This is a genomic window from Pseudogemmobacter hezensis (assembly GCF_013155295.1).
GTDB classification, from domain to species: domain Bacteria; phylum Pseudomonadota; class Alphaproteobacteria; order Rhodobacterales; family Rhodobacteraceae; genus Pseudogemmobacter; species Pseudogemmobacter hezensis.
On record NZ_JABJXT010000024.1, the window covers coordinates 1 to 16,942 of the forward strand.

Sequence of the window (16,942 nt, forward strand, 5' to 3'; positions counted from 1 at the left end):
CAGGGCCCGGCTGTAGCTCGACCAGTTCGTTGTGCGAAAAAGAGGGATCGGCTTGCTCATAGAGCCAACCTAACCCGCTGACTCACAAACATGAATCCATGAGCCGGCCGGATAGTGCAACAAAGCCTATGTAAACCATGGATCGGTATGGCTGATGTGACATGCGGGCACCTTCATGACCAGGTCACGTGTAAGATAACTTTATGATTTATAGATAATTACTGCGCATCTGTCTGCAAGCAGGCAATGATCGTACCTTGCGCGGCATCGTCGTCATCTGTAACAACTGCCTCCTCAACAACCTCGGAAATGGCACCGGTCGAGAGCAGATCCTCAACGCAGAGATCGCACCAGAGCCTGGCCTCAGGGAGTTTGAAGCCCGCGTTCAGCTGGTATCGCGTTCCGTCTGCGATCTCGGATCCATAATGCCCCTGAAGTGTTATGCCGATGCGGATTGTCGCACAGCGGTAGCCCTGATCTGGTTCATTCACGAAGACTGCCGAATATCCACGTTGGCAGCTCTCACATGTTACGAAAAATCTGTTCATTCAAATCTCCCCGAGGCTTGTTCCCTTCACGATAATTTTTGGGTGCCAGGCTTCAAGGCATGACTGAAAATTTTATGATTTTGGATTCCCCGGCATTCGGAATTGATAGCTGACTGACTGGCCGCTACTCCGCTCCGCCGTTTCGGGTTGATAGGGTGAGCCAGGCCCCGTCCGCTGTCGGCCTTATACGGCTTTCCCGTAGTGTTTTGCTTTACACGCCCTCCCTGCTATCGCGGAAAGGGACAACTCGATGACTTTTAGCCACCCGCAGCCGCTTCATGCCGCCGCTTCCGTGGTCGAATTTCGCACCGCCGTTCTCAGAGCCGGGACTATCTCGTCGCGCTCCAACGGCAGACGTGAGGAGTAATTCCACCAACCAGGGCCTCGGTCGCAAGGCCGGGGCCTTCACGCATCCTCTCAGACTGCCGCGTTTGCGATCAGAGCGTTTCGCGCGGCCTCATATGCACCCATCAGCGCCGGTTGCCCCTGCAACCCCTCAAGCGCGAAGCTGTTGAGGAACTGACGCCCGGCGAACAGCCTGCGGTCAACCAGGGTAGGAGACGCTGTAGCGGAGGTTGAAGAAAACCGCGTGCAGGATCACGGACTTCGGATAATGCACACCCGTGAACTCGATCATGCCAACCGCCTCTTTCCAACTCACTGACAACGCTGACATATCACGCGCGCGCAAAAAGTCGAAATTTTGCAACAGTACCAACACATAGCCCTTAGGTCCCGGCGGTAAGAAGTCCGGCTGCGGCCTTCACCACCTCGGCCTTTCCGAAGACGAAATCGATCGGCGCGCCAGGGGGGGCTGCCGTGAAATCCACGGTTCCGTGATATCCCAGCCCCGAAACCGCACCGATCCCGCCCGCGACATCCCAGGCCTTATTGCCCAAGCCCAGCATCGCATCGATCTGACCCTCGGCCAGCTGCATCAGCGCAACCGCGGTCGAGCCACCATTGCGGTAGCCCATCCGCAGATCCCCCAGAACCCCGGCAATCACAGCCGTTTCGCGGGCGATGGGCGTAGTGGAGGCAAAGCCGAATGAGATCAGCCCTGTCGCGCGATCGAGCGGAGCGGCCGGAGGCAGCTTTAACTCGTTTACCCGCGCGCCTTCATCCCTGCCGCCGATCAGCAGGCGGTTCCGGATCGGGCAGAAGACCGCGCCTGCACGGGGCTGCCCGTCTTCGATCAGGCCTATCGAGACCGCCCAATCCGGCAGGCCGCGAACGAAATTGAAGGTCCCGTCAATCGGATCGATGATCCATTGCCGCCGGGCGCCGGGGCGCAGCGAAGTTCCCTCTTCGCCGATGATGCCGTCCTCGGGGAAGGCCTCGGACAAGGCCTGCAGAAGAAACGCCTCCACATCACGGTCCGCAACGGTGACCAGATCCAGCGGGCCCTTCGCCTCAACCGTAAAGCCCCGACCGGTGGTATAGGTCAAAGCACGTTCTCCTGCGGCGCGGGTGATCTGCTCTAATGCGTCAAACATGGGGCCTCCGGAGGTATGTCAAATGTCAAATCCTATTGACATATGACAGCGACTGCATAGCATCGGTCAAGTGGGGATGTGCGGCGCGGGGAGGCGCGGCACTCCATCAACGGCCGAGGAGGGGCTCATGTTGAAATTCGTCAAACGTGCGGCAAGCAGTGCTGCAATCGTTCTTGCCCTTGGGGCCGGTGCGTCCATGGCACAGGATCACGAAGGGAAACTTGTCGTCTATGCGTCGCACCCCTCAGAGATGGTTGACCATTTCACCGAGGCTTTCGGCAAGAAATACAGCATCGAAGTGCTGACCGTGAAAGCGGGCACCGGTGAGTTGCTGAACCGTATCAAGGCCGAGGCAAGCCGCCCCGAGGCCGATATCCTCTGGGGGGGTTTCTCGGATACCGGCGGTTCGATGCCGGATCTGTTCGAGGCCTATCAGTCGCCCGAACTGGCCAGTATCGAACCCTCGATGCATGATGCGAAGGGCTACAACACCCCCTTCGCTGCCTCGCTGATGGTCATCATGGCCAACCGCGACATGGTGAAGCCGGAAGACCGTCCCAAGACCTGGAAGGATCTGGCCGATCCCAAATGGCACGGGCTGGTGGTTCATGCCGATCCGTCGAAATCCAGCTCTTCCCTGGCTGCGCTGAACACCTGGCTGATGATCTATGGCCGGGATGATACGGGCTGGCAGGTCGTCGAAGAGATGACCAAGAACCAGAATATCGTGCTGAAATCCTCGCTGGTCTTCCAGCAGGTCGGGCGCGGGGAATACCCCCTTGGCGTGACCTATGAAGAGGCCGCCTTCAACTATGTTCTGGCCGATGAGGCGGACATCATCTACCCCGAGGACGGCACGCTGGCCCAGCCCGAGGGCATGTTCATCGTCAAGGGTTCGCAAAATCCGAATGCGGCGAAACTCTTTGCGGATTACCTGCTCTCGGAAGAGGCGCAGAAGGATCTTGTGGTGAATTTCCCGGGCCGCCGCCCGACCCGGATCGGCGTGGCCGCGCATGAGAAGATGGTGCCGCTGCAGGATATCAAGATCATTGATTACGATGCGGATTGGGCCGCGGCAAACCGTGCCGATACCCTGGCCCGCATGCAGAAGATCATCCTCGCCACCCAGTAAGCCCTTATTTTCACACAAATATGACCCGCCCCTTTCGGGGGCGGGCCAGAGAGATATGTCTTCCGTAAAGCCCAAGGCCGGAGCCGCCGATGACCAAATCCGTATCCATCGAACAGATCACCAAGAAATTCGACAGCTCGGTCGCCGTGAACAATGTCTCGATTGAGATCGGCCAGGGCGAGTTCTTCACCCTGCTTGGCTCATCCGGCTGCGGCAAGACCACCCTGCTGCGGATGGTGGCGGGCTTTTTGCAGCAAAGCAGTGGCCATATCCGCTTTGACCGCAAGATCATCGACACTGTCCCCGCGCATGAGCGCAATACCGGCATGGTGTTCCAGAACTACGCGATCTTTCCGCATCTGACGGTGGCCGAGAATGTCGCCTATGGGCTGAAGGTGCGCAAACAGGCGAAGGGCGATATCGACCGCGAAGTGCGCAAGATGCTGGAGCTGGTGCGGCTGGACCATCTGGCCCACCGCCTGCCGCGCGAGCTTTCGGGCGGGCAGCAGCAGCGCGTGGTGCTGGCGCGGGCACTGGCCATCCGGCCCGATGTCCTGCTGATGGACGAGCCGCTCTCGAACCTCGATACCGAAATGCGGCTGCATCTGCGGTCCGAAATCCGGGCGATCCAGCAGCAATTCGGTGTTACCACCATCTATGTCACCCACGATCAGGAAGAGGCCTTGCTGATCTCTGACCGGGTGGCGGTCATGAGCATGGGCAATGTCGAGCAGATCGCCCGCCCCGGCGATATCTACCTCAACCCTCAGACCCTGTTCGTGGCCAGTTTCATCGGCGACAACAATCTGATCCCGGTGGAGATCGAGGCGCTGGCGGCGGATGGCACGGCCAGCGCGCGGCTGCCCTCCGGTGAGCGCACCGAGGCGCGGGCAGCCACGGGCCAGCAGCTGACACAGGGGACAAAGGCGACGCTTTCGCTCCGCCCGCAGGATATCGACCTTGCACCGGCCGGCACCGGCGGGCTGCAGGGCAAGCTGACCGAGCTGCAGTTCCTTGGTGGCACTATCAAGGCCTTCTTTGATCTTGGGACCGGCAAGCCGGTCACGGTCAGCCTGCAGGGCCGACATGGCACCCAGATCCCGGTAATCGGCGAGACGCGCAGCCTGATCCCGCTGCCGGGCGCCACCACCCTTTACGCGGGCGAGGTGAAGGCATGACCACATCCGTCACAAACAACCGGCTGCGCGGGCTTCTCTCTTTCTGGCCCATCGTCACCCTGCTGGCGTTGGTCTGTTCGGTCTTTCTGCTGCTGGTCCCGGTCTGGAATATCGTCAGCCTCAGCTTTGCGGGCAAAGAGGGCGGCGCCGGTGTCTTCGAGAATTACGTCATGTTCTTCTCGGAGCCCTATTACTACCGCTCGCTCATCAATTCCTTCATCGTCTCGATCTCGGCTACGGTGCTGGCTTTGGTGATCGGGATTCCCGCCGCCTATATCGTCTCGCGCTATAACATCTGGGCGCGCAGCCTGATCAAAACCGCGGTGGTGCTGACCTTCGTCTCGCCGCCCTTCATCGGGTCCTACAGCTGGGTGATCCTTCTGGGGCGCAAGGGGGTGCTGACGCAGTTCTTTGCCGAATGGGGCATCAGCCTGCCCTCGATCTATGGCGCGCCGGGGATCATCTTCGTCTTTACACTACAATATTTCCCCTTCGTGTTCCTGCTGGTCTCTTCGGGGCTGAAATCCATCGACCAAAGCGTCGAGGATGCCGCGCGCAACCTTGGCTCCGGCGAGGCGCGGACCTTCTTCACGGTGATCGCGCCTCTTCTCCTGCCGTCAATCACCACCGGGGCGCTGCTGGTTTTCATCGCCGCCTTCACCGATCTCGGCACGCCGATCATCCTGGGCGAGAAGTTCCGGGTGCTGCCGGTGCTGATCTATGGCGAATTCGTCAATGATTTCGGAGGGGCCCCGGTGCTGGCCTCGACGCTGGCGGTGCTTTTGCTGATCGTGACCACCGGCGCGCTTTTGCTGCAGCGCTGGCTTGCGCGGCGCTATGCCTATGCGACGGCGGCGATCCGCCCCCTTGTGATGCAAAGCCCGCGCCCGGTGAAACGCATCGCGGCCTCGCTTTTCATCTACGGGCTGATCCTGCTAGCGCTGCTGCCGATGGTGAATATCATCATCTCGGCCTTCCTGAAATCGAACGGGCCGGTTCTGGTCGCCGAGTTCACCTTCGACAATTTTGACAAGGTCTGGCGTCTGGCCGGTGGCCCGCTGAAGAACACGCTGGTCTTCACTACCATCGCCACGCTGATGTGCGCGGTGATGGGCACGATGATCGCCTATATCATCGCCCGCCGTCCGGGGAAAATCTCGGCGCTGCTCGACACAGCGGTGATGTTTTCCTATGCCGTGCCGGGGATCGTGCTGGGGGTGGGGCTGGTTGTCACCTACCACAACCCGCCGCTGGCCCTGACCGGCACACCGCTGATCCTGATCCTGGCCTATTTCATCCGCCGCCTGCCCTTCTCGGTGCGCTCTTCGGTCTCGGCGCTGCAACAGCTCTCGAAGGATACCGAAGAGGCCTCGATCAATCTTGGCGCCGGGCCGGGCATGACCTTCCTCAAGATCACCGTGCCGCTTTTGTCGATGGCAATCCTGTCCGGCGCGCTGCTGACCTGGTCGAACACCATCCGCGAACTTTCTGCGACACTGGTGTTACAATCAGGGCGCACAACCACCATGAGCGTCGAAATTTTCAACGAAGTGGCAAATGGCAATTTCGGAACCGCTTCGGCCCTTGGTATGACGCTGATCGTGCTTACCTTCCTGCCATTGGTGCTGCTCTTTACCTTCATGGGCAAAAGCGAGGAGGCGCTGGTCTGAGAAGGAGTAGGGAATGAGCATGCAGCGCAATGCCGAAGAGATCATCGTCGAGGCCGCATGGGCCTACTACTATGAGGACCGCACACAAAACGAGATCGCGGGCATGCTCGGGGTCTCGCGCAGTTCGGTGGCGATGTATCTGCAGCAGGCCCGTGAGGCCGGGCTGGTCGAGGTGCGCCTGGATCCGGCGCGGTTCGACACCCGCACCCTCGCCGAGGCCCTGCGCAGCCATTACGGGCTGAAAGAGGTCTGGGTTGCCCCGGGCCGCACCGGCTCGATCGAGCGGGTGGCCCAGCTTGCCGCCCGCCAGCTGCCGGACCTGCTGGCCCCGGGTGACCGGCTGGGCGTGGCCTGGGGGCAGACGGTGGGCACGCTGGCGGAATATCTTGTGCCCAAAGAAATCCCCGACCTGAAGGTCCTGCAGCTGGTCGGCGCGATGCGGACACCCTATGGCTTTGACACCACGAATTGCGCCGCGCGGATTGCGGCGGCCTTCTCAGGGCGGGTGGTCAACCTTCATGCCCCGGCGATCCTCTCCACGCCGGAACTTGCCACGGCGCTGCGTCAGGAAGAGCTCATCACCCGGCAGCTGGATGCGCTGACCGAGATCAATAAGGTTGTCTTCGCTGTCGGCTCGGTCAACGATCAAAGCCATATCGTGCTTTGTGGCATCGCAACGCCCGCCGCGCTGGAGGAATACCGCAAACTCGGCGCGGTCGGCATCGTGCTGGGTCGCTTCGTCGACCGCAATGGCGAACATATCGAAGGGCCGCTGGATCCGCGGCTGATCGGCCTTCTGCCACAGGCCATCCGCGGCCGCGAGATGAGCATGCTTGTCTCCTGCGGGGCGGATAAGGTTCTGTCGATTGATGCGGCGCTGCGCGGCGGCTATGCTAACCGGTTGGTCACCGATCTGCCAACGGCGGAAGCGGTACTGGCCGGCCCTGCCCGCGCCGCCTGACCTCCTGGCCATCCTGCCAGACCCGCCGGTTCTGTCGCAAATTCTGGACATGATCCGCCTCTCCGGGCGTCAGGGCGAATTTATGCTACCAGCTGAGCAAAGACCCGGAAAGCGGTTTGTCCGTTGGCCGGGATCTGGCCTTTCCGGATCATGTGCGCAGTTGTATTGACCCAGTGAATTTCTGCTCATTCTACAAGGGAGAACGTAGCAATGAGTGTGACCATGGACGACAGCATCAAACGCTGGACGGCGAAGCGTAAAACAGCCCTGGTTATTGAGATCATTCAGGGCAAGAGCACGGTGGCGGAGGCCAGCCGGTCCTTCGACCTGTCGCCCTCGGAGATCGAGGGTTGGATCGATGACGAGAAGCGGGGGATGGAGAATTCGCTACGGGCGAACCCGCTCGACATTCGTGAGCAATACGAGACGCAGCTGACGGACCTGCAAGAGGCCTATGGCGAGGCCATGCTGGAGCTGCGTGCCGGAAAAAAACATCAGGCCCTGCTCGATGCGGACGACAAATGATCCAGAGCATCCAGCAGGGCCTTCTCTCTGAGGACATCAAGGTGCCGCTGACCAAGCTCTGCGCCTGGTTTGGGGTGCCACGCCGGACGGTATATTACCGGCCAGCCTCCACCCCGGCCGCGACGAGCGTGGACCAGAGCACCCATTCCTGACCGCCCGTTGCCTCAAGTCCAACCCGCACTGGCTGAAACAAATCCTGAAGCTGCGTGAGAAGTTGCACATGGCCTGCTGTGGTGTTGGGCAGGCGGAGCCGTCGCCCGCTCGTCGCACAAAAGCCGTCGAGCCAATCGCGGGAAACATCTATGCCGATCACGGCTGCTGCTGGTATCATATCACTCTCTCTTCCTTATGCTTCGCGGTCCCGCAAAACGGGCCGCCGTCAACTGTTCGATACGGTGAAGAGAGGCGGGATCAGCCTGCTAGCGATCGAGGTCAGGCCACAAGGTGTTCAGCGCTGTATCCCACCCCATCGCAGCTCCTGGCCGGGAGCCGCGATGGGGCTAATGTAGCAGACCTGAGACACATAAGGTGTTCAGTCCCGGCATCTGGTAGATCGGGTTCAGGATGAATCTGTCGGGCTCTGATGTCCAGATCTTGCAGATGTATTCGTAAGGCGTAAGGCCGCCGAGGATCTTGAGCCTGCGTGCGAAATTGTTGGCTGCCATGAAGTCCCGCAAGTGGATGCGGAGCTGGTTATGACTGTCGTAATGGAAGCGCTTGACGGTGGCTTCCTTGATCGTGCGGTTCATCCGTTCGACCTAGCCGTTGGTCCAAGGGTGGTTGGGTTTAGTCAGGCGGTGCTCAATACCATTGGCCTCGCAGATCATGTCGAATCGCATCGGCCGGGAGTAGATCGTGTTCCTGTTCCGCGGCTGCTCTGCGAATTGAATGCCCCTCGCCATTGTCTCTCGGACCAATGGCGTTCCAATGGCTCGATCCGCGAGAATAGTATGGACCTGATAGGGCACGGCTTCGAGCATGTGCTGAAGGAATTCCCAGGCTGCCTTCCTATCAGCTTTATCGACGAGTTGGGTCACGGCTAATTTGCTCGTGCGGTCAATGCCGACGAACAAATATAGTTTGGTTTCAGCGGTTTGAACCTCGGCGATGTCGATGTGGAAGAACCCTGTGGGGTAGCGTTTGAACTTCGACCGCTTCGGCTTGTCGCCTTCCATATCAGGCAGGCGAGAGATGCCATGTCGCTGCAGACAGCGATGCAGCGCAGATCGCGTCAGGTGGGGGATCGAAGGCTGCAGAGCGTAAAGGCAATCGTCCAATGGCAGCAGCGTATGGCGCCGAAATGCCGCGACCATCGCCTCCCAGCCTCGGTCAGCACGGTGGATCGAGGCTCAGAAGGCCCCGTCTTCATGTCCTCGACCGTCGCGCGCTTGCGCCACTTCGTCACCGTCTTCGGATTGACCCCCAGCTCCCGGCTCAGCTGCGCGAGCGAAGCTTGCGATCGCTGTATTGCTGCTCGGACAGCGTGCATGGTCGTGGCGCTGCCGTGACGAACTGATCCGCCACACCTGAGTGGTCCCGGTTGAAAGTTGGTGCATGATCAGCCTTTGGTCCATCGGGACGATGGCTTCCGGGGCCGGTGGCGATAGCCCAATGCGCTATGTGGTCGTTTCGTGTTATAGTGCTCCTCTGGAATGCCTCACCTAGGCGGAAAGACAGCGAAACGAAGGTGCCGCGGCCTGTCGTCTGCTGCTCACGCTGGTGATCCGCCTGCCATTGACGGGCAAAGGCGGCCACCCAGCCATAGGAACCGGTGAAGCCGAGCGTCACGAGATCAGCATGCATCTGCTTCAGCGCCCGCCGCTGCTTAAGTGATTTGCCCGTCTCGGTCTTCAGCAAGGCTGACAGCTTGTCGGCCAAGGGGTCCAGTTTGCTCGGCCGTTCCGGCGTGGTGAAGGCCGGCTCGATCGTTCCCGCCTTCAGGTGCTTCTTGACCGTATTGCAAGACATGCCAGCCCGTCGGACAATCTCAGGGATCGGAAGCCCATGCCGCAGCCGAAGCTTCCGGATAATGTTCAAAAGCCCCATGTTGATCACTCAGTTGCCCCCATCGATCGACGCGCGGGGGGAGGATCACATGGGTCACTTCTGGGTGGAAAGCAACACGCTTGATTGCCTTTCCGCGGTTACCAGCAGGTAAATGCCAAAGACGTTCTGGTAGCAGAAACTGCCTTCGCAACAACCCATTGGGCTTGCTGTTGTTTTGACGCGCAGACCTGCGCCGCATGTGGCTGGGCTGCAGCCACAAGCCGTTCAAATGACGTCTTAGACGGGGCTTCGACGGAGATCCGGATCAGCTCGGCGTCTTTTACAGCGGGCGCAGTGGACACGCAACCTGACACAACCAAGCAGCCGATCATCGCAAGCTTATATTTCATTGTGCATCACCTTCCAGAATACATACTATCGCATATATTCAACATACATAATGGTCAATAACAATCACGATACCAGACATTGCATCCTTTATGCACCCGGTCGATACAAGAATAATCGGCATTCCCGAACCGCAGCGACCTGTACTTCTCAGCGAGAGGTTTGGTAATAATCGTTATTCTGGTAAGCTGCCTGAACACCCAGGGTCAGCGCGGTATGCAGTAGAGGGGGTTTCAGCGTGACATCACAGGCCATCATCCGCTCGCAAGTAAAGTCATGCGACCGGATCTCGCTTGAAACCAGCACAATAGGCAACCTTGGCGTCGCTCGCCGCACCTTCATACAGAAATCAATGGTCGACTCGGTGTCACCAAGATAGTCGGAATCAACCAGCAGAAAATCCAGCTTCGGCGCATATGCCCGCAGCCAATCGAGCGTCATGCTGTTTTCTGAAACTACCATCACGACCGCGCGCATCCGGTCGGCCCAGTCACCAAGATCGCGTGACAATGAGCCCATCTGGCCGCACATCAGGATGAGCCCCTTGGGGCAAAGCGGCGCATCGACCAGAGAAGTGGCTTTCAGGCTGTAGGAGCCGACAGGCTCAACTTCCGGGGCAGGCGGGACACGCACAATCATCGCGCGCTCGTTGACGCGCTGGCTTGCCTCATGGCTTCTATGCAGTCTCAGCATATGCCTCTCCTTATGGCCTCGATTGGATTCTTTAGAATCATCTAAAATCTAAAGTATGTATTATATATCCTTTTGTCTTTTATGTGGCGGTGCCATCCGGGATTGCGTCAACAATGTGGCACCGGGCGCCGACAGCAAAATATCCCCGCCCCAGCCAAGGCGGGGTCAGACAAATAATCCTGAAAGTGAAGCAGGTCCCTTAGCGGGCGAGAGCGGAGCCGCAGGAGTAGCTGTCGAGAATGATATCGGCCTGCGCAACCCCGATGCCCAACAGGTCCAGTACCGACTGAAGCAGCCCATCCAGTAAGCTCAGGCTGCCCAGGAGATCTCCAAGCCCCTCAAGCACCGGGATGAGCAGAGAAAGTACCGTTGCAACAACTGTCGATACAACAGTGTTCACAACACAGCCAATCACATTGATCAGCCATTCCCACCACGGGCCAGTTTCGCAGGTCCCGGCCTGCGCAAGCATGTCATTACGCAGATTCGTCAGAAGCGTAGCAAGGCTCCTGACCGCTCCGGACAATGTCACCGGATTGGGTACCTCAACCGGTCTGTTCGCAAGAAAATCCTCGTAACGCACGACGACTTGCTTTGTCCCGCCAAGAATACTGACCGTTTCCATATCCATGGCATTCACCTGCGGGGCCTGTGACAAAACGCCAATACGCAACGCGATGTCGACGGGCGAAGTCCGGGCCTCGAATGTGGCAAGAACGTCGCTCCCGTCCTGCGCGGCGCAGTTGAGGGAGATCGGCCAGGCCTCTGCCGCCCCGATCTGGGCCTGAAGATTGAGTGTCAGCAAATCGGTGACGGATGTCAGGGAAAGAACCTTCGCATCCACCAGCGCCGTGACCTGCGAGACTTTGGCAATCGGGGGCGGATCATCCCCCACATAGCCCACCGCAATCACCGGCGGGCGGATCAGACCCAGAGAGATCGAGATGTCAGCCAGCGGTGAAAGATTGATCGGCAGCGCCACACTGAGCCGCTCTGTCGGATCAGCGGCCAGCCCGGCCATTGCCATCAGGATATCAAAGACATTCAGCTCGATATCAGGAAGGATATCCCCTGCGGTCAGGCCCAGCAGCCCCGGTGACGCCCCGACAATTTGACCAAGTGTCAGGGGGCCCGTCCCGACCTCGGTCGGAAGGATATCGATATCGGCAAGCCCACCAAGCGTCACCAGATGGTTAAGCAGGTCGAGACGCCCCACCTGGAGGTTGAGCACGTCGTTAAAGCTGAGAACATCAAGCCCGACATCGGTTCCGGCAATCAGGCCGAGCAGGTTGTTCAGACTGATTTTCGTGGTGGCCAAGCCCATATAGCCTAGGACTTCGGCATCGAGCCCCAGGCCCAGTGGTCCCAGCACACGTCCGAGAATCGAGCGATCCGTGTGCAAGGATAGCAATCGGTTGCGCAATGAAAAGGCAACAATACCACGCTGAACTCCAACCGCCGCACGCGTTATGACGATATTTTTATCGCTCAGAACCGGTTTCAGCAGGAACGGCCGGAAGCGCGATGGAACCACCACCTGGACAGCACTGGCAAATTCCGGCTGCGCCTGATTTGCCGCCGGAATGAACATACCGGTATCCCTGTCATACCGCCCGATACGGACATTGGCATCGGTAAGAGTGATCTGGCCATATTTGCCGTTGCGCAGAACAACGTCACGGGCAGCCTGGCGGGTCGCTGCGGGATCCGGCAAATAGCGCGCCGCGCTGAGGGCCGCGAGGTCAGCCTGAGACTGGGTAAACCGTTTCTGTGCGTTCAGCAGAGAAACATCGGTCGCCGCCCCCCCCACCAGCATCAGGAGAGGCATCAGAATGACGAACAGAACAGAAAGAGCGCCCGAAGCGTCCATAATAAAACTTTTCAGCGCTGTCATCAAGCGAACCATGACATTTACGCCCCCACGACGAATGTTATCTGTAAAACTTAAAAATACAACTTTAAGCTTAATTAACGAGCCAGGTATCCCGTCTCAGGCACTGGTATCCGCCCTCTCCGGGCAGCCGGCCGCCGTTACCCTGCCGCATCACCAAAAAATTCTTCCGCGAGACTCTTGAGCTGCCCAAAGCTGAGGGGCTTTTCGAGCGCATAATTTGCGCCCGCCTCTTCCAGATCGCGACATTCCGATCCCATCGTCGAGGCCGTAATTCCGATAACCGGCATGGTTTTTTCGGTTTGTCGAATCTCACGCACCAGCTCGCTGCCAATCAGGCCCGGCATCAGCTGGTCAACTACGACCATGTCGTACCTGTTTTCACGGAACAGCATAAGCCCGGCATCACCGCTCTCTGCCCAGTCAACCCGGCTGAACAGCTTGCGCAGTCTGGTCGCGGTGATTTCACCGACCAGCTTGTTGTCTTCTACCAGCAGGACACTGCGACCTTCATAGACCGGAGTGATGTCATTCATCGTTATTACCTTCTGCGCCGGCTGCACCAGGGGGCGCGCTATCCGGGCCGGATGGGTCAGGACAAACCGGCTGCCATTACCGTTAGCAGTCAGAGTAAGCTCGCCGCCCATAAGCCGAATTGCTTTGCGGGCGGTATAAAGCCCGAGTCCGGGCCGTTCTTCAGGATTGTCAGTACTGGATTCGAATGGTTCAAAAATCTGTTCATGCCGGCCTGGATCAACTCCGATGCCATCATCGGTTACCTGCCATGTAACGATACGCTCGTCCTCGGCTCCTTTGGTCACGAAAGCACTAATGACAACTTCATGACCCCGGGAATGGATGATCGCATTATGCGCCAATTTTGACAATGCGATGAAGACCCGGTTGTGATCGCTTTGCAAAAGCGTGTCACTGTCTTTGCCGGAGGTGAAACGCAGAGTGATGCCATTGCTGACGGCAGCTGTCGAAAAGATGTCCAGAACCTGCTGCGCCATTTCACGCAGGGTAAAGCCGGTATTTGCCAGATGGCCTCCTCCTGTGCCACTCCCGGCCCGGAGGTCATCGAGAATTGCAATAATCCGGTCAAGGGTCCGCTCGAACCCCGCGCCGACATCTTCCCAGTCGGTGCCGGATTTCAGCTCCTCTCCGAGCATCGAGAGGATCGCGATCGGCGTGCGCAGCTCATGTGAGGCAATAGAAAGCAGGCGCTCTTCGCGCAGGATCGCTTCACCGAGCAGCTGCTCGTAACGGGCAAGCCGGCTGGACAGTTCCTTTTCCCGCTCCTGGCTGACAAGGGCAATCCAGGCATTGGGGGACGATATGCTCAGCAAATGTGCCTCAAAGGTCATAAGGCGCGGCGTATTACTTTTCTCCTGGCCCTTGCCGCCACGGGTCAGCTGAATTGTGACAGGGGCCGATGGTCGCGTTTTATCACTGCGCAGCATCTGAACCAGGTCGATGAGACCTGAGAAGTCCGAGCCGGAAAAAACTTCGTCGAACCGGGCGAGCTCCCCATAGCCCAGGCTCTCGCCCGAACCGCCGGCAAAGCGCAGGGCCCGCTCCTCGAGATTGACGCGGACGATCCAGGCCTGGGCGGCCTTGTTGAAGCCCTGTATCACAGCCAGCGGCGGGCGCCCTACCTCTCCTGCAGGATCGCTGCCGCTTGCGGCTGGCTGCCCGATGCTGAAAAGGACGGCAATCAACAGGGCCAGAAAGATGGTTTCAAGAACCGGGCCGCCAGCAGCCTGTGACGCACTGAAGGCCATGGTCGCAGCGGTCAGCAATATACCTGCCCAGAGCAATAAAGCAGGCCTGCGGAATAGGACGACGCTGGCCAGAGCGGCGGTCAGCAACACCGTTCCGACCCCGCCGATCTGACCAACAGGCGCAAGATCTGGCAGGGCCACGACAAAGGCAAGGGTACCAAGAGCGCCCAGAAAGGCAAGAACCACCATGAGGGGTGCGGGCCGACTGTCAGAGTCTTCTTCGCGCAGCACCTCGATCCCCTGCAGCGCCAGCGCGGAAGCGGTCAGAGCATAGATTGCACCAGCAAAAGCTGTCGAAACTGAAGCCAGCCTTGGTGCCTCACCATAGATCAACGGGTGCAGGGAGTTGACGAGCAGGAAACAGCAAGCCAGAACCAGCGCCGTCACCGTCAGATGAACCGGATTGCGCAGCACGAGGCTAAAACCACCCAGCCGCGCCGGAATAAGGGCCCAGGCCGCCCGACTGACCAGAACCGCTCCTATACCGGCAACCCAGAAAAACACTGCGGCCATGAGAGCTGTGACAGACGTGGGCGTCGCTTCCTGAAAGGTGAAGCGACTCATCAAGGGCATCCCCGGCAAGAGCAGGAGGGCGAAGAGCGAGGCCACTATCGCAGGAATGCCGAGCACACGGCCATGCCCGACAAAGAGCCCGGCCAGAACAAAATGGACGATGACCGACCAGATCATCACGCTCGACAGCAACAGTTCCTGGGTGCCAGGCACCGACTGGCCGCCCAATACCAGCTGGGCGCCAAGACTGGGTGTCAGGAACAGGCAAATTGCGGACACCCAGCGGAACCTGGGGCGGCTGATTTGCTTCATCTGCATGGGCATGTGGCGGCTCTGCATTCCAGATCAGAAGGAAGAAACAATCCGATAGATGGCCGGGGCCAGCAGCAGGATCAGAAGGGGCGGGACAGTGAACATCATCGTGCCAAGCGTCATCTTGGTTGGCAGCACATTGGCGCGCTCTTCGATTTTCCGGACCCGCCTGTCGCGCAGATCCGCGCTGAACACGCGCAGGGTCTGCGCGACAGGCGTGCCCATGCTCGAAGATTGCAGAATGATATTTGCGAGCTGGCGAAGATCGTCATTGCTGGTCTCATAAGCCAGCCTGAGCCAGGCTTCCTGGCGGTCCGCTCCGGCAGCCAGAGATTCCGTCAATGTCACGAGACCGGCGGACAGTTCGGGATGAACGGGCGCAAGTTCTTCGGCGACTCGCATCACGGAAACATCAGTAGACTGTCCGGCCTCAACACAGATCAACATAAAATCAAGCGCATCAGGCAGCGCGATTTCAATCCGCTTCAGCCAGGCCTTACGTCGCTTTTCAACGACCATGATCGGAACAAAGTAGCCCAGGACGGCCAAGATCATCTGAAACCCAAGTCGCTCCAAAGGCTCCAGACCCTGCAGCCTGGGCACCGTTCCAAGCAGGATAATGGCGCACAGCAGAGCGAAAACCGCCAGGCCGACCTTGGCGTAGAGATACCAGCGCACCGCTTTTGGATGCCGTATGCCGGCCTGAAACAGCTGCCTTCGCAGGTCAGAATTGCCGGGCTCAGGATCCGCCACGACAAGCGGAACGTCCGCAACAGGCTTTTCAGACGCAGCCACCGGCACCGCAGGCGCGCGTTGCAGCCTCAGTAGAGCCAGCACAAAAAGCACGGCGCAGCCGATGAAGCTTCCCAGCAGGATCCAGGAGCTGATTAGATTCATGCAATACCCCTTGCCATCCCGGTCACCAGCCTCACTCGATCTTCACAAGCCAGCGCATGAACAGGATGTTCATGAACAACAGGCCTGCCACGACGCAGAGCATCGGAATGAAGAAGGGTTTGTTAGAGATCTCGGAGAAATAATCCGGGTTGATAGAAAGCAGCATGATGGTTGCGCCGATCGGGAAAAAGGACAGGAACCGACCCGACCATTTCGCCTCGGCAGTGATCGAGCGGACTTTGCGCTGCAACTGTTGCCGCCCGCGAGCAATAGCACAGAGGCGTTCAAGCACCTCGGCCAGATTGCCACCGGTCGCGGCCTGCAGGGCCACTGCCGCCGCCAGAAACCGCAGGCTCTGGTTCCGGCAACGCTCTGCCATTTCGCGCAGCGCGCGCACCGGCTCCTGGCCATAGCTGATACGGCGCGAGGTTTCGGAAAACTCATCGGCGAGCGGGCCTGTCAGCTCCTGCCCGGCCACCTGCAACGCGGTGCTGACGGGCAGACCAATCCGGAGCGAGCGCACGATCATATCCAGCGCCTCGGGCACGGATTCCTCAATGCGAAGCAACCGTTTATTGCTGCGCATCTTTACCCAGAAATACCAGACGATGCCCGAGAGCAGCAGCCCTGCGGCCGCGCCGAGCAAAATATTGATGTTCAACAGCGTGTTGAACAAAATCATCACCAGCGTCGTTATGGTCAGCGTTAAGACAAGCCCGATCCGCCGCATTTCGGCAGTGAAGGCGGCCATGCTGACGTCGTGCCAGTTGCCGGGCAGCAGATGGCGCCATCGGGCTGGGGTCTCATTGCGGCGCAGGGCAATATGATCCGCAACAGGATCATCCGCGGGCTTTGGAGGCCTGACGGAAAAGCGCTCTAGAACGGCCAGCAGAAAGGCACGATGACGCAGCACATGCATATAGTAAAGCGCTGCGGCCAGCAGCCCAA

15 protein-coding genes and 3 pseudogenes are annotated in these 16,942 nt (G+C 59.2%); 6 read left to right on the top strand and 12 right to left on the bottom strand.

Annotation, left to right across the window (positions count from 1 at the left end; all coding sequences use genetic code 11):
* Positions 1 to 218 precede the first annotated feature (218 nt).
* From HOY34_RS18900 to HOY34_RS18910, 3 genes and pseudogenes are all read right to left on the bottom strand, one after another.
* Positions 219 to 548: a hypothetical protein gene (locus HOY34_RS18900; protein WP_172365752.1), complete on the bottom strand. Its 330-nt coding sequence runs from the start codon at positions 546 to 548 to the stop codon at positions 219 to 221.
* Positions 549 to 1,101: 553 nt separating this feature from the next.
* Positions 1,102 to 1,185 (bottom strand): annotated as a pseudogene (locus tag HOY34_RS18905) (IS6 family transposase); the annotation flags it as partial.
* A 91-nt stretch (positions 1,186 to 1,276) separates the two neighbouring features.
* Positions 1,277 to 2,044 (bottom strand): inositol monophosphatase family protein, encoded by a 768-nt coding sequence (locus HOY34_RS18910; protein ID WP_172365754.1) that lies wholly within the window; start codon positions 2,042 to 2,044, stop codon positions 1,277 to 1,279.
* A 127-nt stretch (positions 2,045 to 2,171) separates the two neighbouring features.
* On the opposite strand from HOY34_RS18910, the gene HOY34_RS18915 reads away from it, so the two are divergent.
* From HOY34_RS18915 to HOY34_RS18930, 4 genes are all read left to right on the top strand, one after another.
* A complete protein-coding gene (locus HOY34_RS18915; protein ID WP_172365756.1) occupies positions 2,172 to 3,176 on the top strand; it encodes an extracellular solute-binding protein in 1,005 nt (334 codons plus the stop codon).
* Positions 3,177 to 3,265: 89 nt separating this feature from the next.
* Positions 3,266 to 4,354 carry an ABC transporter ATP-binding protein gene (locus tag HOY34_RS18920; protein ID WP_172365758.1) on the top strand — a complete coding sequence of 363 codons (1,089 nt, stop codon included), beginning with the start codon at positions 3,266 to 3,268 and terminating at the stop codon, positions 4,352 to 4,354.
* The gene (locus HOY34_RS18925; RefSeq protein WP_172365760.1) at positions 4,351 to 6,024 is read left to right on the top strand and encodes an ABC transporter permease; all 1,674 of its coding nucleotides are present in this window, start codon (positions 4,351 to 4,353) and stop codon (positions 6,022 to 6,024) included. Before HOY34_RS18920 ends, HOY34_RS18925 begins: the two co-directional genes overlap by 4 nt.
* A gap of 13 nt (positions 6,025 to 6,037) precedes the next feature.
* Positions 6,038 to 6,985, top strand: coding sequence for a sugar-binding transcriptional regulator (locus HOY34_RS18930; RefSeq protein WP_172365762.1), 948 nt, complete (start codon positions 6,038 to 6,040; stop codon positions 6,983 to 6,985).
* An 80-nt stretch (positions 6,986 to 7,065) separates the two neighbouring features.
* On the opposite strand, the pseudogene HOY34_RS18935 reads toward HOY34_RS18930, so the two are convergent.
* Positions 7,066 to 7,146: pseudogene (locus tag HOY34_RS18935) on the bottom strand (IS6 family transposase); the annotation flags it as partial.
* A 61-nt stretch (positions 7,147 to 7,207) separates the two neighbouring features.
* On the opposite strand from HOY34_RS18935, the gene HOY34_RS18940 reads away from it, so the two are divergent.
* Both HOY34_RS18940 and HOY34_RS18945 read left to right on the top strand, forming a co-directional pair.
* Entirely contained in the window at positions 7,208 to 7,510 is a 303-nt protein-coding gene (locus HOY34_RS18940) for a DUF1153 domain-containing protein (RefSeq protein WP_253944549.1), read from the top strand.
* On the top strand, positions 7,507 to 7,662 hold the full coding sequence (locus HOY34_RS18945; protein ID WP_172365766.1) for a hypothetical protein: 156 nt from the start codon (positions 7,507 to 7,509) through the stop codon (positions 7,660 to 7,662). Before HOY34_RS18940 ends, HOY34_RS18945 begins: the two co-directional genes overlap by 4 nt.
* Before the next feature lie 348 nt (positions 7,663 to 8,010).
* On the opposite strand, the pseudogene HOY34_RS18950 reads toward HOY34_RS18945, so the two are convergent.
* The 8 genes and pseudogenes from HOY34_RS18950 to HOY34_RS18985 form a co-directional block, all read right to left on the bottom strand.
* Positions 8,011 to 8,999, bottom strand: a pseudogene (locus HOY34_RS18950) (IS481 family transposase).
* Positions 8,945 to 9,556, bottom strand: coding sequence for a hypothetical protein (locus HOY34_RS18955; RefSeq protein WP_216654842.1), 612 nt, complete (start codon positions 9,554 to 9,556; stop codon positions 8,945 to 8,947). Before HOY34_RS18955 ends, HOY34_RS18950 begins: the two are co-directional and overlap by 55 nt.
* A gap of 98 nt (positions 9,557 to 9,654) precedes the next feature.
* Positions 9,655 to 9,906 (bottom strand): hypothetical protein, encoded by a 252-nt coding sequence (locus HOY34_RS18960; RefSeq protein WP_172365768.1) that lies wholly within the window; start codon positions 9,904 to 9,906, stop codon positions 9,655 to 9,657.
* Between the two features lie 148 nt (positions 9,907 to 10,054).
* Positions 10,055 to 10,597, bottom strand: coding sequence for a hypothetical protein (locus HOY34_RS18965; protein WP_172365770.1), 543 nt, complete (start codon positions 10,595 to 10,597; stop codon positions 10,055 to 10,057).
* A gap of 199 nt (positions 10,598 to 10,796) precedes the next feature.
* Entirely contained in the window at positions 10,797 to 12,491 is a 1,695-nt protein-coding gene (locus tag HOY34_RS18970) for a pilus assembly protein TadG-related protein (RefSeq protein ID WP_172365772.1), read from the bottom strand.
* A gap of 137 nt (positions 12,492 to 12,628) precedes the next feature.
* Positions 12,629 to 15,109 (bottom strand): response regulator, encoded by a 2,481-nt coding sequence (locus HOY34_RS18975; RefSeq protein WP_172365774.1) that lies wholly within the window; start codon positions 15,107 to 15,109, stop codon positions 12,629 to 12,631.
* Between the two features lie 21 nt (positions 15,110 to 15,130).
* Positions 15,131 to 15,994: a type II secretion system F family protein gene (locus HOY34_RS18980; protein WP_172365776.1), complete on the bottom strand. Its 864-nt coding sequence runs from the start codon at positions 15,992 to 15,994 to the stop codon at positions 15,131 to 15,133.
* A 31-nt stretch (positions 15,995 to 16,025) separates the two neighbouring features.
* A complete protein-coding gene (locus HOY34_RS18985; protein ID WP_172365778.1) occupies positions 16,026 to 16,913 on the bottom strand; it encodes a type II secretion system F family protein in 888 nt (295 codons plus the stop codon).
* Positions 16,914 to 16,942: the final 29 nt, after the last annotated feature.